General features: G+C 71.1%; 15 protein-coding genes. 3 read left to right on the top strand and 12 right to left on the bottom strand.

Going from position 1 to position 20640, the window contains the following annotated elements; genetic code table 11:
• Positions 1 to 7 precede the first annotated feature (7 nt).
• Positions 8 to 604 carry a sigma factor-like helix-turn-helix DNA-binding protein gene (locus tag MYF83_RS19675; protein WP_308201473.1) on the top strand — a complete coding sequence of 199 codons (597 nt, stop codon included), beginning with the start codon at positions 8 to 10 and terminating at the stop codon, positions 602 to 604.
• A 106-nt stretch (positions 605 to 710) separates the two neighbouring features.
• Here the strand turns inward: MYF83_RS19675 and MYF83_RS19670 are convergent, their stop codons facing one another.
• The 10 genes from MYF83_RS19670 to MYF83_RS19625 all read right to left on the bottom strand — a co-directional run bounded on the left by MYF83_RS19670 (position 711) and on the right by MYF83_RS19625 (position 14621).
• Positions 711 to 1808, bottom strand: a complete 1098-nt coding sequence (locus tag MYF83_RS19670; RefSeq protein WP_248961932.1) for a DegT/DnrJ/EryC1/StrS family aminotransferase — start codon at positions 1806 to 1808, stop codon at positions 711 to 713.
• The gene (locus tag MYF83_RS19665; RefSeq protein ID WP_248961931.1) at positions 1805 to 2476 is read right to left on the bottom strand and encodes an acetyltransferase; all 672 of its coding nucleotides are present in this window, start codon (positions 2474 to 2476) and stop codon (positions 1805 to 1807) included. Before MYF83_RS19665 ends, MYF83_RS19670 begins: the two co-directional genes overlap by 4 nt.
• Complete coding sequence (locus tag MYF83_RS19660) at positions 2473 to 4017, bottom strand: lipopolysaccharide biosynthesis protein (RefSeq protein ID WP_248961930.1); 1545 nt, start codon at positions 4015 to 4017, stop codon at positions 2473 to 2475. The genes MYF83_RS19665 and MYF83_RS19660 overlap by 4 nt, the downstream gene beginning before the upstream one ends.
• A 28-nt stretch (positions 4018 to 4045) precedes the next feature.
• Positions 4046 to 5257: a glycosyltransferase family 4 protein gene (locus MYF83_RS19655; protein WP_248961929.1), complete on the bottom strand. Its 1212-nt coding sequence runs from the start codon at positions 5255 to 5257 to the stop codon at positions 4046 to 4048.
• A 121-nt stretch (positions 5258 to 5378) separates the two neighbouring features.
• Complete coding sequence (locus tag MYF83_RS19650; RefSeq protein ID WP_248961928.1) at positions 5379 to 6500, bottom strand: DegT/DnrJ/EryC1/StrS family aminotransferase; 1122 nt, start codon at positions 6498 to 6500, stop codon at positions 5379 to 5381.
• Complete coding sequence (locus MYF83_RS43830) at positions 6497 to 7657, bottom strand: glycosyltransferase (protein WP_248961927.1); 1161 nt, start codon at positions 7655 to 7657, stop codon at positions 6497 to 6499. Before MYF83_RS43830 ends, MYF83_RS19650 begins: the two co-directional genes overlap by 4 nt.
• Positions 7654 to 8628, bottom strand: coding sequence for an NAD-dependent epimerase/dehydratase family protein (locus MYF83_RS19640; RefSeq protein ID WP_248961926.1), 975 nt, complete (start codon positions 8626 to 8628; stop codon positions 7654 to 7656). Before MYF83_RS19640 ends, MYF83_RS43830 begins: the two co-directional genes overlap by 4 nt.
• On the bottom strand, positions 8625 to 9662 hold the full coding sequence (locus MYF83_RS19635) for a Gfo/Idh/MocA family protein (RefSeq protein ID WP_248961925.1): 1038 nt from the start codon (positions 9660 to 9662) through the stop codon (positions 8625 to 8627). The genes MYF83_RS19640 and MYF83_RS19635 overlap by 4 nt, the downstream gene beginning before the upstream one ends.
• 87 nt (positions 9663 to 9749) lie before the next feature.
• Complete coding sequence (locus MYF83_RS19630) at positions 9750 to 13688, bottom strand: DUF4082 domain-containing protein (protein WP_248961924.1); 3939 nt, start codon at positions 13686 to 13688, stop codon at positions 9750 to 9752.
• Between the two features lie 276 nt (positions 13689 to 13964).
• On the bottom strand, positions 13965 to 14621 hold the full coding sequence (locus MYF83_RS19625; RefSeq protein ID WP_248961923.1) for a class I SAM-dependent methyltransferase: 657 nt from the start codon (positions 14619 to 14621) through the stop codon (positions 13965 to 13967).
• Positions 14622 to 14798: 177 nt separating this feature from the next.
• Here MYF83_RS19625 and rfbC point away from each other — a divergent pair, with 177 nt between their 5' ends.
• Positions 14799 to 15428 carry a dTDP-4-dehydrorhamnose 3,5-epimerase gene (rfbC, locus tag MYF83_RS19620; RefSeq protein WP_248961922.1) on the top strand — a complete coding sequence of 210 codons (630 nt, stop codon included), beginning with the start codon at positions 14799 to 14801 and terminating at the stop codon, positions 15426 to 15428.
• A gap of 196 nt (positions 15429 to 15624) precedes the next feature.
• Positions 15625 to 17475, top strand: coding sequence for a DUF4082 domain-containing protein (locus MYF83_RS19615; protein ID WP_248961921.1), 1851 nt, complete (start codon positions 15625 to 15627; stop codon positions 17473 to 17475).
• Positions 17476 to 17615: 140 nt separating this feature from the next.
• Here the strand turns inward: MYF83_RS19615 and MYF83_RS19610 are convergent, their stop codons facing one another.
• A complete protein-coding gene (locus MYF83_RS19610) occupies positions 17616 to 18689 on the bottom strand; it encodes a 2-oxoacid:ferredoxin oxidoreductase subunit beta (protein WP_248961920.1) in 1074 nt (357 codons plus the stop codon).
• Positions 18682 to 20535, bottom strand: a complete 1854-nt coding sequence (locus tag MYF83_RS19605; protein ID WP_248961919.1) for a 2-oxoacid:acceptor oxidoreductase subunit alpha — start codon at positions 20533 to 20535, stop codon at positions 18682 to 18684. The genes MYF83_RS19610 and MYF83_RS19605 overlap by 8 nt, the downstream gene beginning before the upstream one ends.
• Positions 20536 to 20640 lie beyond the last annotated feature (105 nt).

Raw genomic sequence — 20640 nt, 5'->3', positions numbered from 1 at the left:
TCAGCCGGTGCTTGCGACTTGCCCGCAGGTAGCCGCCTCGGTCGGGCTGGCGCTGCTGGTGGTACTGGAGGCGCTGTCGCCGGCCGAGCGGCTCGCGTTCGTGCTGCACGACATGTTCGCCGTGCCGTTCGAGGAGATCGCGGTGATGATCGATCGGTCCCCGGCGGCGGCGCGGCAACTCGCGAGCCGCGCCCGCCGCCGGGTCAGAGGGGGCGCCTCGGTGCCCGACGCCGATCTGACCCGCCAGCGTCGAGTCGTCGAGGCCTTCCTGGCCGCCTCCCGTGGCGGGGACTTCGACGCGCTGGTCGCCGTGCTCGATCCGGACGTGGTGCTCCGAGCCGACCGGGCGGCCGGCCCCACCCCTGCACCCATCGTGCTCCGCGGCGTCCACGCCGTGGCCAAGGGCGCGTCCGCCGCCTCCGAGCGGGTCCGGTTCTCCCAGCCGGCGCTGGTGAACGGGGCGGTCGGACTCGTGATGGCTCCCCGCGGAAAGCTGTTCCTGGTACTCGGCTTCACGATCACCGATGACAAGATCACCGAAATCGACATCATCGCCGACCCGGATCGTCTGCGCCGGCTCGATCTCGCCGTTCTCGACGCCTGACACGACTTCGCGCAGGGGCATGTTGATCAGGTGATGCCGGGGCGACCGGCCGCGGCGGGCCTGGCAAGCCGGCCGGATGGGACCAGGGGTCCCATCCGGCATCGGGTCAGAGTTGTCCCAGGACCTTGGCGAGGGTCTCCGCGACCTCTTCCTGCTGGGCGGGAGTGAGGTGGGGGTGCATCGGGAGGGACAGGATCTCGCCGGCGGCCTTCTCGGCGACGGGGAAGTCGCCGGGGCCGTGGCCGAGGTGGCGGAACGCCGGCTGGAGGTGCACCGGGACCGGGTAGTGGATCTGCGCCTGCACTCCGGCCTCCTGGAGCCCGGCCAGCACCTTGTCGCGCTCGGGCACCCGGATGACGTACAGGTGCCAGACGTGCACGTTGCCGGGCGCGGTGCGCGGCAGCCGCACGCCGTCGACGCCGGACAGGAGCGTCTCGTACCGGTCGGCCGCCGCGCGGCGCAGCTCGTTCCAGCGGGCCAGGCGCTTGAGCTTGGCCCGCAGCACGACCGCCTGCAGGGTGTCCAGGCGCGAGTTGAAGCCGAGCGTCTCGTGCCGGTACTTCACCTCGCTGCCGTGGCTGGTCAGCAGCCGGATCGCGCGGGCCGGCCCGGGAGAGGAGGCCAGCACCGCTCCGGCCTCGCCGTACGCGCCGAGGTTCTTGCCAGGGTAGAAGCTCGTCGCGGCCAGGCCGACCGGCGGGCGTCCTGCTTGCTCGGAGCCCTGGGACTGCGCGCCGTCCTCGACCACGGCAAGGCCGCGCCGCGCGGCCAGCTCGTGGACGGCGGCCATCGGCGCCTGCTGGCCGTACAGGTGGACCGGGAGGATCGCCGCCGTGTCCGGCCCCGTGGCGGTGGCCGCGGACTCCGGGTCCAGGAGCAGGTGGTCGTCGTCGCAGTCGGCCAGGATGGGCCGAAGTCCGGCCCGGACGACGGCCTCGGCCGTGGCGACGAAGGTGTTGGCGGGTAGTACGGCCCCGGCGCCGGGCGGCAGGCCGCACGCGCGGAGGGCCAGCTCGATGGCGTCGGTGCCGTTGCCCACGCCCACGCAGTGCGGCACGCCGGAGAAGGCCGCGAACTCCTCCTCGAACGCCGCGACGTCCGGGCCCTGCACGAACGAGGTGTTCTGAAGTACCCGGTCGAAACCCTGGAGCACTTCCTCGGCCACCTCGGCGTGGGCGGCGCGCAAATCGACGAACGGGATCAAGTCAGTGCTCCAACATCAACGGTGCTCGGACGGATGAAACGGGCGGGCACTCCGGCCCAGACCTCGCGGGGAGGGATGTCGCGGGTGACGACCGACCCCATGCCGACGAGGGCGGAGGAGCCGATCGTGAGGGTCTCGCGGACCAGGGCGCCGGAGCCGACGTAGGCTCCCGGCTCGACGTGGACGCCTCCGGCGAGCCGCGCTCCGGCCGCCAGCGTGGCGAAGTCGCCGATCACGTCGTCGTGGGTGAGCGTCACGTGCGGCATCACGCTCACGTGCGCCCCCACGGTGACGGCGGCGGTCAGCGCCACCTGGGCCAGCACGACCGATCCCGGGCCGATCGAGGACGACCGGGACACGCTCGCGCTCGGATGGACCAGCGTCGCGTACCGCTCGGACGGCAGGCCGAGGCGGGCGACGATCCGCGCCCGGCTGCCGTAGTCGCGGGGGCTGCCCGTGCAGACCACGACCTGGGCCTCCTCGCGTTCCACCGCCTCGCCGGACCCGCCGAGCACCGGGACGCCGTCCACGAGCGTGCCGTGCTTGGCGGGGTCGTCGTCCAGGTGGCCGAGCAGGTCCCAGGTGGGGGAGACGTCGTTGATCGCGTGGACGAGTTGCGCGGTCTCCCGGGCGAATCCGCCCGCTCCGATGATCAGTAGTTGGGTCACGCGTGCTCCTCGATGTCCCGGCCCATGACCGGTGAACCGGTGGACGTCTCGCCGGTGTGCCGTGCCGGGTCCGGCTGTCCGGCCGGTACGGGGACCGGTGGCCCCGCCGGCGTCCGCCTCAGCTCGCCGAGCACGCGGCGCCTGCGGTAGCCGTACAGGCCCACGACCAGCACCGCGACCGTACCGGCCGCCGCGAGGACGCCGAGATCGGGGGTGATGTTCCGCTGCGCCAGCACGGCGAAGGCGCCGACGGCGAGGGCGGCGAGCACGGCCGGCCACAGGTCGCGCGCCAGGTCGAGAAGGCGGACGCCGGAGCGGCCCAGCATCCACAGGTAGGCGGGCAGGACCACGACGCCGGCCACGGCGACGAGCGCGATCGCGGCCCCGCGCAGGCCGTCCTGCTGGACGCCGATCCACATCGCGGGGACCAGGACGACCAGCCAGAGGCCTTGGACGGCGAGCACCGCGCGCGAGCGTTCGAGGACGACGAGGTAGTCGTAGACGAGCTCGAAGAAGATCCGCAGCCCGGCGAGCACGCCCAGCCCGGCGAGCGCGATGGCCGCGGTCTCCCACTGGTCCCCGTACACGAACCGGATGATCGAGGGTGCCGCGCCGCTGAGCAGCAGGCAGATGGGCAGCGTCAGCCCGACGAGCAGCGCCGCGACGGTGACGAACGAGCGGTTGAGCGTCGGACGGTCGTGCTGGAGTCGCGCGAAGGCCGCGGGCGCCACCGCGCGCACCGGCTGGGAGAACACCGCCACCGGCCAGCCCGACAGGTTCACCGCGAGGACGTAGAAGCCCAGGGCGGTGGAGCCGAGCACGTGCCCGACGACGATCTGGTCGGCGTAGCCCACGGCGAAGACCAGCAGGGACGCCCCGGCGAGCGGCAGGCCGAACCTGATCAGCCTGCGTGCCACCTCCGGGTCGAAGCCGAACCGCAGCCGCTGAGGCGCGAAGGTCATCAGCAGAACGCCGCCGGCGAGCGAGCCGCAGACCCGGCCGACGGCCAGGCTCATCGCCCCCCAGCCGAGGAGGGCGAGCGTGAGGGAGATCAGCGCGCCGAGCCAGTTGTCCACCTGGTCGGCGATCATCTTGCGTCCCTGCATGAACTCGCGCTGCATCAGGGCGGCGGAGGTGGACACCAGGCCGTTGGTCACGACGCTGAGCGCCAGCACCCGTACCGGCCCGGTCGCGGCAGGGTTCCCCATCGCCTCGGCGAACGCCGGCGCCAGGAGGACGAAACCGCCGCACACCAGCACGCTGAACCCGGCGGACATCGTCGCCACGGTCGGCACGATCGTGCGCGGGTCGTCAGGCCACCGGACGATGGCGAGGCTGACGCCCAGCTCGTTGATGCTCAGCATGGCCAGCAGCGCGACGAGCGCGACCGCGAAGGTGCCGAACTCGGTGGGCCCGAGGACGCGGGCGAGCGTGATGCCGATGGCCAACGTGCCGAACCGCGCGGCCAGCGTACTCAGAAAACTCCACCCCAGCGCCTTACCCGCCTTGCTCCCCAGCGAGGAGCCATCAGCGCCGCTCACGCGCGACTCCCGGGATGCTCAGTGAGGATCATTTCGGGTTCCTTGCCACGGCGTTGAAGTCGTCGCGGGCATGGGTGCCGCGGAGGCGGTCGTAGCGGCGGCGCAGCTTGTAGTTCAGCACGCCGGCCGCGGTGCCGAGGGCGTCGAGCCGGGCGGGACGTTCGGTGACGGCCTGCTCGTAGATCTCCATCTGGACCCGCGCGGCCCGCTCCAGGCTGAAGCGTTCCACGACCAGCCGCCTGCCGTACTCGCCCAGCTCGCGCCGGAGGCCGGGCCCGGCGTACAGCCTGCGCAGCAGGGCCGAAAGGCGTGCCGCGCCCTCGTGCCGTCCCTGGCCGAGGCCGTACCAGCCCTGACTGAGGAACGTCTTCTCGGTGTCGGGGGTCAGCAGCTCGAAGAAGCCCAGCTCGCCCTGCACGATCAGCGGCTTGGCGAAGGCCAGCGAGCGAAGCGCGGAGCCGCCCATGCCGAGGCAGACGGTCGCCGCCGCGTACGCGGGCCGCGGGTCCAGGAGCTGGCCGGTCACCACGACCACGCGGCGTCCGGCGGCCGCGTTGGCGGCGGCGGCGCGCTCCTCCACCTCGGTCCTGGCGGGCCCGTCGCCGACCACGATGAGCCGGACGTCCAGGTCGCCGGCGAGGCGGCCGATGACGTCGATCGCGGTGAGCAGCCCTTCGAGCTTCAGCTCGGCCACCAGCCGTCCGACTACGACGACGTCGAACGGCCCGTCCGGCAGGTCGTACTCGCGGCGGAAGTCCTCCACCGGCTGCCCTGGGGCGTTCGCGGCCACGTCGACCGGGGGTTCGATGAGGTGCACGTGACGGCGTCCGGCAGCGGCCTGCTCCTGGATCTCGCGGGTGCCGACGACCAGGGGCAGCGAGGACGGCAGGAACGGCGCCACCGACATCGACATGATCGTGCAGACGGCGGCGGCCGGGCCGCGCAGGCTCGCGTAGAAGGCCTCCACGCCCGGCGGCCACTCGTACCCGTGGATCACGTCGATGCCGCGCCGGATGGCCAGGTCGCGCAGCATGCGCACCGTGGCAGGGGAGGGCCTGCGCCGCCCGGGGTCCAGCGGCAGGTGTTCGAGGCCCGCGCCGGTGACGTGGCCGACCAGCGGGCCGGGCTCGCCGATGACGCCGACCTCGTGGCCGAGCCGCTGGACGGCGGCGGCGAGCTCGACGGCGTTGAGCTGGCTGCCGCCGACCTCCATGGCGTGCGGGTACACCAGGATGCGCACGGTCAGATCTCCATGGGGTTGGGGGACACCGGGATGTGCGTACTCCGGGTCTCCCTGACGGGGGGGTGGATGTGCGTGGTCCTGGTCTCCCTGACGGCGGGGGTCGCCGGGACGTGCATGGTCAGATGCCCGCGGCGGCGTGCACGGCCTCGACGACCTGGTCCTGCTCGGCCTCGGTCATCGCGTGGAACAGCGGAAGGATCAGCGAGTTGGCGGTGAGCCATTCGGTGTTCGGCAGCTCGGCGGCAGGTACCCCGGCGTAGGCCGGTTCCAGGTGGGCGGCCATGATGCCGCGCCGGGCAGAGATGCCCCGTTCGGCGAGGAAGCCGAGCAGCTCGTTGCGGTTCATCGGGAAGTCGGCGGGGAGCGCGATCCAGAACGACTGGTAGTTGGAGCTGCCGTACGCCGGGTCGTGGACCGTCGTGAGCCCGGGCACGCCGGCCAGCAGCCGCTGGTAACGCGCGGCGAGCGCCCTGCGGCGGGCGATCAGCTCGGGGAGCCTGCCCAGCTGGACGAGGCCCACGGCGGCCTGCAGGTCGGTCATCCGGTAGTTGAACCCGACCTCGGTGTACTCCTCGGGCGCGGTGGACCCGCTGGCGTGGCGCTCGGCGGCGCTGACGCTCATGCCGTGCTCGCGCAGCCGCCGGGCCCGGGCGGCCCACTCGGGGTCGTCGGTGGTCAGCATGCCGCCCTCGCCGGTGGTGAGCAGCTTGCGGGGGTGGAAGGACCAGGCGGACACGGTGGAGCCGGCGCCGACGGGCCGGCCGCGGTAGCGGGAGCCGGCGGCGCAGGCGGCGTCCTCGATCAGCGTCAGCCCGTTGTGGACGGCCCGGATGTCGTCGATGTCGGCGGGCACGCCCGCCTGGTGGACGACGATCACTGCGCGGGTGCGGGGGGTGCGGGCCGCGTCGATGGTCTTGGCGGTGAGGTTGCCGGTCGCGGGGTCGATGTCGGCGAACACGGGGGTCGCCCCCACGTACCGCACGACGTTGGCCGTGGCGATGAACGACAGCGAGGGCACGATGACCTCGTCGCCGGGCCCGACGTCGGCGAGGACCAGGCCAAGGTGCAGCGCGGTGGTGCACGAGGAGGCGGCCACCCCGTGACTCGCCTCGACGCTCGCGGCGAACTCCCGCTCGAACTCGGCCACGCGCGGACCCTGCGCGACCCAGCCGGAGGCGATGACCTCGCCGACGGCGGCTTGCTCCTCCGGGCCGAACCACGGCCGCATCACCGGGATCATCGCCCGGCCACCTCCTTGATCTCCAAGCCGAGAAGGTCCGCCAGCAGGCGCACCCTTTGGTGCCAGTCGTGCTGTGCCGCGAGCGCGCGTCGTCGTTCGGCGAGCGCGGCCGTCCGGGGGGTGCCGAGCTCGGCCGTCACGGCGGCGGCGAAGTCCGCCGGGGTGCGTGCGACGGGGATGAGCGGCCCGGCTTCCAGCCAGGCGGTGGCCGGGAGGTCGGTGGAGACCACCCCGCGGCCCGCCGCCAGGTACTCGAGCGTCTTCAGCGGGAAGCTCGCCCGGTTGAAGGCGCTGTCGGCGTAGGGCGTGAGGCCGACGTCGATGAGCCGCAGGTAGGACGGCAGCTCCTCGTACGGCTTGCGCCCCACCCAGTGGACGTTGGGACGCCCGATGAGCTCGGGCCACCGCTCGGGCTCGTAGTCGCCGGAGCGGGGGCCGACGAGCACCAGCGGCACCCCGGTGCGCGCGACGGCCTCGAGCAGGGCGATGTCGATGCGGGCGTTGATGTGCCCGACGAACCCGGCGACCGGGGTGCCGGCCAGTTCCGGCGGGAGGTCGGCGGGCAGCGGCGCCTCGTCAATGCCTATATATGCGGACATGTCGCAACCGTTGGGCACCAGCGTCACGGTCCGCCCCGGCCGCGCGACGCGCTCCACCAGATCGGGCGAGACGACGGCGACCGCGTCCGCCCGGGCCGTCATGCGATCTTCGGCCGCGGACAGCCGGGAGGCCGACATCCGGATCAGCGAGGCGCCCGCCACCAGGTCGTCGGTGACGTACCGCACCTTGCGGGCACCGGGGGAGACGTCCAGCAGGTCGGTCGTCCCCGCGACCACCACGGAGGTCACCGTGCGCCCCACCTTGCGGGCCGCCGCGCGCACGGCGCGGCGGGCCAGCACGCCGGTGATCCGGTCGACGCCCCTGCGGTACGCGGCGGGCGGCGCGACCGGGCTGAGCCGCCACAGGCCGGGGCGCACCGCGCGCAGGACATGCCCGGCCTGCCCGGTCTCCGGGTCGCGCAGCCCCGAGCGCACCGGGCGCGGCGGGTCCACGTACAGCACGTCGATGTACGCGCTCAGCCGGTCGGCCATGTGCCGGTCGGTGCCGCTCACGCCGTCGTAGCGGGTGCCTCCGCCGTAGACCAGAAGGTCGTTCACCGGGTCTTCTCGGCGCGCCACCAGGCCACCAGGCGGCGCAGGCCCTCTTCGAGGTCCACCTCCGCCTTCCAGCCGAGCCGCTCGGCCGCCGCGCTCACGTCGGCGAGGCGCCGGGTCACGCCGTTGACCGCGCGCGCCGGGCCGAACTCAAGGCCCAGGTCGCTCGCGCCCATGACCGCCATCAGCGCCTCGGCCAGCCCGCGCAGGCTGGTCTCGGTGGAGCTCGCGATGTTGAAGACCTCGTCGGTGGCGTCGCTCGCCGCGGCCAGCAGGTTGGCGCGGGCGATGTCGTCGGTGTAGACGAAGTCCATGGTCTGCAGCCCGTCGCCGAGGATGAGCGGCGGCTGCCCTGACTCGATGCGCTCCATCCAGCGGATCAGCACCTCGGTGTAGAGGCCGTGGATGTCCATGCGGGGGCCGTAGACGTTGAAGTAGCGCAAGGCCACGTAGTCCAGGCCGCGCATCGCGTGGAAGCTGCGCAGCAGACCCTCGTTGAAGGTCTTGGCTGCCCCGTACAGGGTGTCGTTGTCGTACGGGTGGTGGTCCTCGCGGGTGGGGAACTCGGTGGCCAGGCCGTACACTGAGGCCGACGAGGAGGCCACCACCTTGCGCACGCCGGCGTCGGCCGCCGCCTCGACGACCTCGTAGGTGCCGTCGACCAGCACCTCCAGGGCCAGGCGCGGCTCCTCGGCGCACTGGGTGATGCGGATCGCGGCCAGGTGGAACACCAGGTCCATGCCCTGGGTCAGCGAGCGCACGAGCTTGGTGTCGCGAATGTCCCCCTCGACGACGCGCAGGCGGCCGGAGTCCCCGGCCGCCGCCTCGGCCGCGGCCAAGTTGGCGGAGCGGCCCCGGACGAAGTTGTCGAGCACGACCACCTCGCCCGCGCCGGCCGCGAGGAGCTGGTCCACGACGGTCGAGCCGATCGTGCCCGCGCCACCGGTCACCAGGCAGCGGCTGTTCTCAATCATCGAGCGGTTCCCCCCAGATCGATTCGTCTGCCGTCATTCTGGATGCTTTGCCCTGCGGCTTCCAGGAGAGCCAGCACGCGGAGCCCGGACCGGCCGTCGGTGAGCGGGGCACGGCCTTCGGCGATGGAGGCCGCGAACTCGCTCATCACGCCCCGGAGCGCCTCCCGTTCCGGCAGGGCCGGTACGACGACGTCACCGGTGCGATAGGAGATAAGGGCCGCCCGGCGCTCGTCCTCCCCGACCGCCGACAGGTCGACCCCGCGGTCGTACACGGCGAGCCGCTGGGCCGGGTTGACGTCGTCCCACACGATCGTGCGGCGGGAGCCGCCGATCACGGTGGTGCGGATCTTGGTCGGGCTGAGCCAGTTGACGTGCACGTGCGCGATGGCCCCCGAAGACAGCCACAGGGTGAGGTACGCGAGGCACGGCCGGCCCGCCCCGATCGGGTCGGAGGTGTGCGCCGCCACCGCGACCGGCGTGACGCCCTCGGGCAGCACGAAGTCCAGGATCGACAGGTCGTGCGGCGCGAGGTCCCACAGCACGTCCACATCCGGCTGCACCAGCCCGAGGTTGATGCGCACCGAGTCGACGAACTGCACCTCGCCCAGCTCGCCGGAGACGATGAGGTCGCGGATCCGGCGCACCACCGGCGTGTAGCAGAAGGTGTGGTCGAGCATCAGCACCCGCTCACGCTCCTCCGCCAGGGCGACCAGCTTGGCGCCCTCGGCGTAGGTCGGGGTCAGCGGCTTCTCCACCAGGACGTGCTTGCCGGCGTCCAGGGCTGCACGGACCAGGTCGAAGTGGGTCCGCGCCGGGGTGGCGATGGCGACCGCGTCCACCGCCGGATCCTCGAGCACCTCCTCCACCGAAGACGTCGGTCTCACCGTGGTGTACCGGCCGAGCACCGCCTTCGCCCGGTCCACGTCCAGGTCGCACAGCGACTCAAGACGCAGCTCGGGAGTGGCCATCGCGTTACGCACCAGGTTCGGGCCCCAGTAACCCGCACCGATCACGGCAAGGCCGATCGACGTCAACGTGGCTCTCCTCTCGTCATCTCGTTCTGCCCGTGCGGTCCGACCGCCGGAGCTCTCCGGCGATCGAACCGCACGTAGGTGAAGGGACTAACTCGACGGGGTGAACAGCACGTCCACCCAGTAGTTGGCGCCGTTGAAGCTGGCGGTCGGGAATCCGGACGCGGTCCCGTACCGGTAGACGCCGTTGGCGCCCGCCGGGCCGCCGTTGACCAGCGCGTGCAGCGGCGGGTTGTCGACCGCCCCCGCGTTGAAGTAGCCGCCGTCGCCCGCGTAGTGCCCGTTCGGCGCGAGGTAGGAGGCCACGTACACCTGGCCGGCGATGACGTTCACCGGGGTGGTGAACTGCAGCGTCTGCCACCCGGAGGCCGTCTCGTTGACGAACGTGCCGGTGGCCAGCGGGGTGCCGGTGGCGCTCCACAGGTTGCCGACGTGGGTGCCGGTGTTGCCGGCGCCCTTGTAGAACCGGACGCCGGTGATCTGCCCGTCCATCTCGGCGGTGAACTTCACGCCCACCTCCACCGCGTCGGAGTCGTTGTTCGACGGGTTGGCGGGGGTGGCGTTGCTCGCCCAGATGGAGCACGGGCAGCTCGTCGCGCCGCCGGTGGTGAACGACCACGACGTCGAGGTCATGACGTTGTCGGCGTCGTCCTTGGCGCCGCTCACCGTGACCGTGTACGTCGTGCTCTGCGCCAGCGGGTCGCCAGGAGTGAAGGTGAGCAGCGTGCGCGCCTCGTTGAGCGTCCGCGTGCCCGCCACCGCCTGGTTCGCGGCGTTCTTGACCGTGATCGTGGCGGTGCTCTCCTGGATCGGCTCGCTGAACGTCGCCGTCACCGCGGTGCCGGTGGCCACGCCCGTGCCGCCGTGGTCGGGCGACTTGAGCGTGACGTACGGGGCCGTGGTGTCGGCCAGCCTGGTGAAGACCACGTCCACCCAGTAGTTGGTCGCCGCCCACGAGCCGGTCGGGAACGAGCGCGCGCCGTAGGCGTAGACGCCGTTGCCGCCGCTCGCCGAGCTCGCCAGCGTGCGCAGCGGGTTCGCGGTCACGGCGGTGTCCAGCCCGTAGTACGTGGCCGCGTAGTGCCCGCTCGGAGCGTGGTAGGACGCGACGTAGGTGGTGTCCTTGGCCACCGGTACGGGGGTGTTGAAGTACACCTCCTGCCAGCCCTGGGTCGACTCGTCGGTGAAGGTGGCGGTGGCGAGCTCCTGGCCGGACCCGTTCCACAGGGTGCCGGTGTGGGTGCCGGTGTTGCCCGCGCCCTTGTAGAAGCGGATGCCCTCGATGAAGCCGTCCGAGGAGGCCTGGAACTTCACGCCCAGCTCGAGCGAGCCGGTGTCGTTGACGCTCGGCACGTCCGGCACGGTGATGTCCGGCCAGATGGTGCACGGGCACTGCCCGGCCGTCCAGGTCTTCGCCGTGGTGAAGGAGAAGGTGTACGGCTGGGCCATCGTGTTGTTCGCGTCGTCCTTGGCGCCCGACACGCTGACCGTGAACCGCTCGCCGGGGGCCAGCGGCGCCGCCGGGACGAACGTGAGCGTCTTGCGGGAGGCGTCCGCGGACACCGTGCCGGCGACGTTCGCGTCCGTGGAGTCCTTCAGCGTGAACGTGGCCGTGCCGGCCTGGACGGGCTCGCCGAAGGTGATCTTCGGCTGCACCCCGGTCGGCACGCTGGAGGAGCCGGGCACCGGCGTGGCCGAGGTGGCCGCCGGGGGGAAGGTGTCGTTGGTGGTGAACACGACGTCGACGTAGTAGTTGCCGCCGTTGTAGGTCTGGTTGGGGAAGCCGGCCCCCGAGCGGTAGACGCCGTTGCCGGCCGCCTGGGTGGCCATGGGCGCGGTGAGAGGCGCGTTGACCAGCGGCTCGTACCGGAAGAAGTTCGCGTCGGCGGCGTAGTGCCCGTTCGGCGCGTAGTAGGAGGCCACGTACTCGGTGCCTGCGGTGATGTAGACGGGCGAGGCGAAGGTGAGCTTCTGCCACCCGGTGGCCGTCTCGCCGGTGAAGGTGCCGGTGGTCAGCGCGTTGCCGCCGCCGTCCCACAGCGTGCCGGTGTGCGTGCCGGTGTTGCCGGTGCCCTTGTAGAACTTGACGCCGGTCAGGTAGCCGTTCACGGCCGCCTTGAACCGCACGCCGAGCTCCAGCGCGCTGGTGTCGTTCTCCGCCGGGTTGGCCGGGACGGTGGAGGAGGTGAACATGCTGCACGGGCAGTCGACCGTGACGTTGCGCGCCGCCTCGGCGCCGACGTTGCCGCTGTCGTCCGCGGCGCGGACCTTGATGGCGGTCGCGCCGACCCCGGTGACCTTCCAGGTGTAGGTCCAGCTCGCGCGGCCGGTGGCGGGGTGCCAGGTGGTGCCGCCGTCGGTGGAGACCTCGACGCCGCCGACCTGCCCGCCGGTGTCGGCGGCGGTGCCGCTGACGGTGACGGTGGAGCCGTTGTTCACGGTGGCGTTCGCGGCGGGAGCGCTGATCGTCGCGGTCGGCGCGGTGGTGTCGGTCGACTTGACGGCCGCGCTCAGCCCGGCGGTGAGCGACTTGGGCTGCACGCCCATGTCGGCGAACAGGTTCACCGTCGCCTGCTTGATACGGGTGTCGGAGAAGTCGCTGGTGCTGTAGCTGTCGTGCTCGCTGTCCAGACCCCACGTCCATTGCACCGTTCCGGCGCCGAACACCAGGGCGCCGCTCGGTGCGCGGTACAGGGTGATGCGGTGGGTGGCGCTCTTTTGCGCGACGTTGGTGCCGTAGTCGATGAGCACCTGCTCGGCCGTGGCCGTCGTGCTCGACATGGGCACCAGGCCCTTGGGACGGAACCCGTTGTCGGCGTCCTCGTCCCACTCATAGCCGACGAGGCCGGGGATGCTGATCGACCCGGAGACCTGGCCGGCGACCGAGGTGCCGCGCCAGAACCGCATCTTCCCGTCGGCGGCCGGCACGGTCAGCGGGATCGCGGCGCAGCCGTCGGCCGAGGTGGTGCAGTTGACCGCGAAGGAGGTGCCCGTCAGGGCGTTCTCGGGCTTGCCGCCGTCGGCGGGCGGGCTGAACCGCGTGTCGCGCCAGGTGCCCGTCCAGACGTTCACGGCGGGGTCGATCTTGGCGTTCGCGTGGGTCTCCTTGTAGGAGACCATCGTGCGGTAGTTGTTCTCCCAGCGGGTCTTCCAGTAGACCTCGTTGCCGCTGAAGAACGCGAGGTTCACGCCGTGGTCGCGGGCGTTCTCGAAGGCGGTGCGCTCTTCGCCCGACCAGTACTCGTCGTGGCCGACCGACAGCAGCGACTTGTGGTTGAGCAGGGTGGCGGGGCCGCGCGCCGCGTCCAGGGACGACATGTACGACACGTCGTAGCCGTTGGCCTCAAGCCAGCGCACCATCGGGTACTCGTTGGCGAACACGAAGTCGCGGCCCCACGGGGTGGACTCGCGCGTGTTGAACGGGCGGTTGTAGCTCACCTTGACGGCCCGGCCCGGCGCCGCGACGCTGTCGCCCCGGTAGAGGCTGTTGAGCACCTTGTTCGGGTTGTCCTCGGTGGCCGGGATGTCGCCCCAGGAGTTGTACGCCTGCCAGCTGCTGTCGGAGGTGCGGAACAGCATGTCGGAGGTGCTCGCGTCGTCTCGGACCACGAAGACGATGTGGGTGTCGTCGCTGGTGTCGGTGCGGACCACGTGGGCGAAGTAGATGCCCGAGACGGCGGTGGTGGGAACGGTCCAGCTTGCTACGGTGCCCCAGTTGCAGGCGACCTCGCCGGTGGTGGTGTTCTCCGGGCAGCTCGGCTGGTTGCGGGACACCGAGGTGGTGGCGGGCACCGTGATGATCTTGCGGGCGCCCTTGCCCCGGTAGTAGCCCATCCGGTAGATGTCCACCTGCAGCGTGAGCGCCGCGGATCGGATCTTGAAGTTGACCGTCTGGCCGAGGTTGACGCTCATCTGGTCGCCGTATCCCTCGACCGTCCCGTGCGGATTGGTGTCCCATTCCGTCCGGTCGTTGCCGGTGAGGTCGTTCTCACAGGTGATCTTGTTGCCACCCGCGTCGCACGGGCCCATCGCCTGCGCCGGAGCGGCGGGGGACGACAGAAGTGCGGCCAGGGTTAACGCTGCCGCTACGATCGCCGACCTGTGTCGGCGCGCGGCACTGCGCGGTTTCATGGTGCTCCCACGTGATCGAAAGGGTCGATTGCCCCGTTGGTGCTCACGCTGCGGAGCGTGGTCCCGACGAATCGACGTCCGGAGGCACGGCTCGGTTTACGTGGCTCCGCCAACTGCCGTCGCATCGTTCACTCTGGCCGCACCTGCTACCAGGGGGCCTGCGGGGCGAGGGGCCTAGCTCCGCACCGCGATGACCGACTTCACCAGGCCGGCCAGCCGCTCGAAACGTGTTTCCGAGGACGGGAAGTAGTGCCGCATCTCGGTGATGCTGAGCAGTTCGACCTCCATGACGATGTTCCGCGCCGCCTCGCGGTCGGAGGTCGGGGTGTGCACGAGCGGCCAGCGTCGCAGCAGCGAGGTGCGGGCGGCGATGGGGAGGTACTGGAAGCCGGGGAACAGGAAGTGCGGTTCCACCGGGAAGTAGCGGTAGGGCGTCTGCACCCAGTGGCGGTCCGCGAGGCGGTGCACGGAGTCGGCGAACATCTGGCGGCGGAGGTGCCCGCCGACGTGCTCGATGACCGCGTTGGAGAACACCAGGTCGTACTTGGTGTCCAAGATGGCGGCGGGAAGCTCGCAGGCGTCGGCCACGTCGGCCTTCAGCCAGCCGGGCAGGTCGGCGGGCGGCGTCTCCAGGTTGACGATCTGCACGTGGGCCGGCCGTACGGGCGCGCGCAGCCAGGCGCTGGCCGTGCCGCCGAGGTCGATCACCGACATGTTCGAAAGGTCGGGGAAGCTCTGCGCGAACCAGTTCCAGCGACGGGCCCGGGCCTTGGCGCCGAGCGAGTCGGGGGCGTCGACGAAGCGGCTCCGGAGAGCGTTCAGACGGCTCATGGTCTCTCCTTGACGGGGAGTTCAATGGGGGGGGCGCGGAGCTGGCGTCCCGTGGATTCGCCCGCGATGGGCACGTTCCAACAGGGACCGCCCAACTATCGCAGACCCGGTCCGGACCCGATGCGGCGTGGCACCATTCGATAGCGCACTGAGATCAGGAGATGCCACCCTTAGCGCGTGGAGCAACTGAGCATCGAAGACGCCTATCTGTTCACCCCGGCCGTCCACGAGGACGAGAGGGGGTCCTTTCTGGAGTGGTTCCGCGCCGGCAGTCTCGCCGCGGCGACCGGTCACGACCTCCGCCTGGCGCAGGCCAACGGTTCGGTGTCCCGGCGCGGCGTCCTGCGCGGCGTGCATTATGCCGACGTGCCGCCCGGCCAGGCGAAGTACGTCACGTGCGTCAGCGGCCGCGTGCTGGACGTCGTGGTGGATCTGCGGGTCGGATCGCCGACCTTCGGCGCGTGGGAGACCGTCGAACTCGACGACCGGTCCAGGCGCGGCATATACGTCGGCGAGGGGCTGGGGCACGCGTTCATGACGCTGAGCGAGGAGGCGACCGTGGTGTACCTGTGCTCCGAACCGTACGCGCCCGCCCGCGAGCATGGCGTGCACCCGCTGGATCCGAAGCTGGGCATCGCCTGGCCGGACGATCTCCCGCCGCTGCTGTCGCCGAAGGACGCCGCGGCGCCGTCGCTGGCCGAGGCCCGGGAGAAGGGCATGCTGCCGCTGTACGAGGACTGCTTGGCGTATTACGCGGAGTTGCGGGAAAAGGGCCGGCCGGGCGCGGGAGCGCCGAACGGTAAGTGATCACGGGATGACGCGGGGTTTTGGTCGGATGAATCCCGCGTTTATGGTACTGAAATCAAGGGTGCCATGCTGATTTAGGCCTATTACCGGGATAAAAAACGGGATCTGGTTGTCTCATCGTTTCCCAACCGCAACAATGGCCTCGCACTGAAACATGATCGGAGCCGGCGCTCGCGAGCGCCGGAGGTGGAGGCTCGTGCCAGTGAGCGATTCCCGGCACCCGGACAGGCGGCGCGCCCGGCGCCGATCGCCGTCCGCCGAAACTCGACCGGCGGCGTCGCGCCGGTTCCCCGTCGGGGGACGGGTCACATTGGTGGCCGCCGCCGCGCTGCTCGGGGCGACCGTGACCGTGGTGGTCATCAGCCGGAAGCCGGCCTCCCCCCAGGGCACGGGCACCACCAACGCCGCGCCCGTGTCGGCCGAGGTGACGCTGGAGTCCAGCATCTGGAAGTCGCGCAAGGTCGTGAAGGCCACCACCCAGACCGAGAACACCCCGCTGGAGCTCGGCACCCGATTCAAGGCCAGCCGCAATGGCGAGGTCGCCGGCGTGCGGTTCTACAAGCCCGCCTCCGAGCGCGGCACGCACCGCGGGAGCCTTTGGGACTCCAGCAAGAAGCTGCTGGCCAAGGTGACCTTCACCGACGAGACCAAGAGCGGCTGGCAGCAGGCGATGTTCGCAGAGCCGGTGCCCATCGTCGCCGGCCGCGTCTACACGATCTCCTACCACACGCCCAACGGCGGGTACGTCGCCTCCGCGGGCGCGTTCGACGACCCGATCACGGCCGGCCCGCTGACCGCCGAAGCCGGGGTGTTCGCCCCCGCGGCCAAGGCGGCCTTCCCCTCGCGCGTGCACCACAAGAGGGTCAGCTACTGGGTCGACGTGATCTTCCGTCACCGGGAACGCCGCACCTTCCCCCGCCCGACCGGCCGGCCGACGACCGACCCGACCGTGGCGCCCACGAGCGGCGACCCGAGCGTCCCGCCGACCTCCACGCCGCAGGGTTCCGCGACGCCCACCGGTGGCGAGACCACGACTCCGAGCCCGTCGTCGTCCGCCACGGCGAGCTCGACGCCGAGCCCGACGAGGACCCACACCTCCGGCAGCCCCTCGGCGACACCGCCGGCGAGCCACACGCCCAAGCCGTCGAGCAGCGACACGCCGAAGCCGCCGGCGAGCCAGACGCCGAAGCCGTCGCTCACCCCGGACCCGACCAACCAGCCCACCAAGGTCCCGTCCTCGACGCCCAAGCCGACGCAGACGGCCACGCCCCCGCCCACCGGCGGCTTCCCCGGCGCCTCCACCACCGGGGTGCCCTCCGGCGTGAGCCTCAAGCAGAGCAAGTCGATCACGGTCACCAAGGACGGCACGGTGATCGACGGCCTCGAGGTGCACGGCGAGATCAATGTCGAGGCCGATGACGTGACCATCCGCAACACGCGCCTGGCGGCGGCGCCCGGCGACTGGGGCATCATCCAGCGCAACGGGCACAGCGGCCTCACCGTCGAGGACAGCGAGATCTTCGGCGACGGCAAGGAGCGCACCCAGTTCGCGATCCTCAACCAGGGCGCGGACCTCACGGTGCGGCGGGTCGACATCCACACCATCAGCAACGGGATCCTCACCGAGCAGGGCCTGGTCGAGGACTCCTACCTCCACGATCCGAAGTACTTCTCCGGCGACCACACCGACATGATCATGTGTACGAGCGGGCCGCCGTCCGGGGCCAAGCTGGTGATCCGCAACAACACGGTCATCAACACCCTGGAGCAGACCGGCGCGATCGCGCTCTTCCAGGACTTCGGCGTGGTCCGCAACGTGACGGTCGAGGGCAACTTCCTGGCCGGCGGGGGCTACTCCCTGTACGGCGGCGCGGGGAGCAAGGGCACCTCCTCCAACATCAAGGTCGTCGGCAACGTCTTCAGCCGGGACGTGTGGGCCAAGGGCGGCTACAACGGCCCCGTCGCCTACTGGGACAAGAACGGCCCCGGCAACGAGTGGAAGGACAACGTCTGGGAGGACGGCAAGATCGTCCCCGAAGGCGGCTGACCGGAGCGGAGCATGACAGCGGGAAGGCCCGCCCCGGCAACCGGGGCGGGCCTTCCCGCTTCGTGTCGCACCTTCACTCGGCGCCGCGCCGGATGCCGGCGGTCACGCCCGCCGGACGACCGGCGCTCCCGGCGGCAGGGTCAGCCGACGCGCCAGGTGTCGCCGCCGCGCAGCAGGTCGCTCAGCTGCCCGGGGCCGCGCTCGGCGACCGCCTCGTCGAGCTGCTCGGCCATCCGCGTGTCGTACGCGGGACGGTCGACGGACCGGAAGACCCCGATCGGCACGTGGTCGAACGCCGGCTCGTCCAGCCGCGACAGCGCGAACGCCAGCGACGGGTCGGGGTTGCGGGCGTCGTGGACGAGGATCTCGCCCTCGGGCACCTCGGCCCGGTCCACGACCTCGATGCCGCCGTTGGGCGCGCGCCGCACGGCCTTGGAGGCCGAAACGATCGGCTGCCCGTGCTCCAGGCGCAGCGTGATGTCGTCGCGCACCTCGGGGTCCTTCAGCGCCTCGAACGCGTTGTCGTTGAAGATGTTGCAGTTCTGGTAGATCTCGACCAGGCTCGTGCCCCGGTGGGCCGCCGCCTCGCGCAGCACCGAGGTGAGGTGCTTGCGGTCGGAGTCGAGCGTGCGGGCCACGAAACTCGCCTCCGCGCCGAGCGCGAGCGAGATCGGGTTGAACGGCTTGTCCAGCGAGCCCATCGGCGTCGACTTTGTGATCTTGCCGACCTCGGAGGTCGGGGAGTACTGGCCCTTGGTCAACCCGTAGATGCGGTTGTTGAACAGCAGGATGTTCAGGTTGACGTTGCGGCGCAGCGCGTGGATCAGGTGGTTGCCGCCGATCGACAGCGCGTCGCCGTCACCGGTGATCACCCAGACCGACAGGTCGGGCCGGGACGCGGCGAGGCCCGTCGCGATCGCCGGCGCCCGGCCGTGGATCGAGTGGAACCCGTAGGTGTTCAGGTAGTACGGGAAGCGGGACGAGCAGCCGATGCCCGAGACGAACACGATGTTCTCGCGCTTGAGCCCGAGCTCGGGCAGGAAGCCCTGGACCGCGGAGAGGATGGCGTAGTCACCGCACCCGGGGCACCAGCGCACCTCCTGGTCGCTCTTGAAATCCTTGAGGGTCTGCTTCTCGGTGGCCCGGGGGATGAGGGCAAGCCCCGTGCCGCCGACCGGGCCCGTGATGTGCCCGTTGGTCGCGATATCACTCACTGTCGATCACGTCCTGGATCACTCCGGCGAGCTCTTCGGCCTTGAAGGGAAGACCGCGCACGCGGTTGTAACTGATGATGTCGACCAGGAAGCGCGCCCGCAGGAGCAGCGCGAGCTGGCCGAGGTTGATCTCCGGCAGAAGCACCTTGTCGTAGGCGCGCAGCACCTCGCCGGTGTTGGCGGGCAGCGGGTTCAGGTGGCGGATGTGGGTCTGCGCGACCTTCCCGCCGGACTTCCGCACCCGTCGCACGGCCGCCGCGATCGGCCCGTACGTCGAGCCCCACCCGAGGACGAGCACGCGGGCGTCGCCGTCAGGGTCGTCGATCGCCAGAGGCGGGATGTCCTGCGCGATGCCGTCGATCTTGGCCTGGCGGAGCCGGACCATGCGGTCGTGGTTGTTCGGGTCGTAGGAGATGTTGCCGGTGCCGTCGGCCTTCTCGATGCCGCCGATGCGGTGCTCGAGGCCCGGGGTGCCCGGGACGGCCCACGGCCGCGCCAGCGTCTGCGGGTCGCGCTTGAACGGCAGGTAGGTCTCGCCGTCGTCGCCGTTCGGCTCCACGGTGAAGTCGACCGACAGGTCGGGCAACTGGTCCACCTCGGGCAGCAGCCACGGCTCGGAGCCGTTCGCCAGGTAGCCGTCGGAGAGCAGCATGACCGGCGTGCGGTACTTCAGCGCGATGCGCGCCGACTCCAGGGCCGCGTCGAAGCAGTCGGAGGGGGTGGCGGGAGCCACGATCGGCACCGGCGACTCGCCGTTGCGGCCGAACATCGCCATGAGCAGGTCGGTCTGCTCGGTCTTGGTCGGCATGCCCGTCGAGGGACCGGCCCGCTGGACGTCGACCACGAGCAGAGGAAGCTCGGTCGCGACGGCCAGGCCCACGGTCTCGGCCTTGAGCGCCACGCCCGGGCCCGACGTCGTCGTGACGCCGAGCGCGCCGCCGAACGCCGCGCCGAGGGCCGCGCCCACGCCCGCGATCTCGTCCTCCGCCTGGAAGGTGCGGATGCCGAACCGCTTGTGCTTGGACAGCTCGTGCAGGATGTCGGAGGCCGGGGTGATGGGGTAGGAGCCGAGGAACAGCGGCAGCCGCGACTGCACCGACGCGGCGATCAGGCCGTAGGCCAGCGCCTGGTTGCCGGAGATGTTGCGGTAGAGGCCAGGGGTCAGCTTGGCCGGCTTCACCTCGTAGGAGACCGAGAACGACTCGGTGGTCTCCCCGTAGTTCCACCCGGCCTGGAAGGCGGCGATGTTGGCCTTGGCGATGTCGGGCTTCTTGGCGAACTTGGCCTCGAGGAACCTGACCGTCGCCTCGGTGGGCCGGTGGTAGAGCCAGGAGAGCAGGCCGAGCGCGAACATGTTCTTCGCCCGCTCGGCGTCCTTCTTGGAGATGGCGAAGCCTTCGAGTGCCTTGACCGTCAGCGAGGTCAGCGGGACGGCGTGCACGCGCCACTCGTCGAGCGAGCCGTTCTCCATCGGGCTCTCGGCGTAGCCGACCTTCTGCAGGTTGCGCTTGGTGAACTCGTCGGTGTTGACGATGACGTCGGCCCCGCGCGGCAGGTCGCCGAGGTTGGCTTTCAGCGCCGCAGGGTTCATCGCGACCAGGACGTTCGGGGCGTCGCCCGGCGTCAGGATGTCGTGGTCGGCGAAGTGGAGCTGGAAGCTCGACACGCCGGGGAGAGTGCCTGCGGGGGCGCGGATCTCCGCGGGGAAGTTGGGCAGGGTTGAAAGGTCATTCCCGAACTGCGCGGTCTCCGCCGTGAAGCGATCACCGGTCAGCTGCATGCCGTCGCCGGAGTCGCCAGCGAAGCGAATGATCACGCGGTCGAGTTGCTGCACCTGCTTGGTCACAGCTCGGTCCTCCTCGACGCGCATGGGCGCCGTCGCTCGTGGCACGTATTCATTTCCATGCTAGATCCCTTGGGGCTGCGCGGGCTTCTTTACGCATGCGCGTCG

The organism is Sphaerisporangium perillae (genome assembly GCF_023276435.1).
Taxonomy (GTDB): Bacteria; Actinomycetota; Actinomycetes; order Streptosporangiales; family Streptosporangiaceae; genus Sphaerisporangium; species Sphaerisporangium perillae.
The sequence above is the reverse complement of the archived record's forward strand: the minus strand, read 5'-3'. Positions and strand labels throughout refer to the sequence as shown.

Bases quoted from the DNA above. Each gene is read 5' to 3' on its own strand.
- MYF83_RS19625 (WP_248961923.1), bottom strand. From the start codon at position 14,621: ATGAGCCGTCTGAACGCTCTCCGGAGCCGCTTCGTCGACGCCCCCGAC.
- MYF83_RS19630 (WP_248961924.1), bottom strand. From the start codon at position 13,688: ATGGGCCCGTGCGACGCGGGTGGCAACAAGATCACCTGTGAGAACGAC.
- MYF83_RS19640 (WP_248961926.1), bottom strand. From the start codon at position 8,628: ATGATTGAGAACAGCCGCTGCCTGGTGACCGGTGGCGCGGGCACGATC.
- MYF83_RS19650 (WP_248961928.1), bottom strand. From the start codon at position 6,500: ATGATCCCGGTGATGCGGCCGTGGTTCGGCCCGGAGGAGCAAGCCGCC.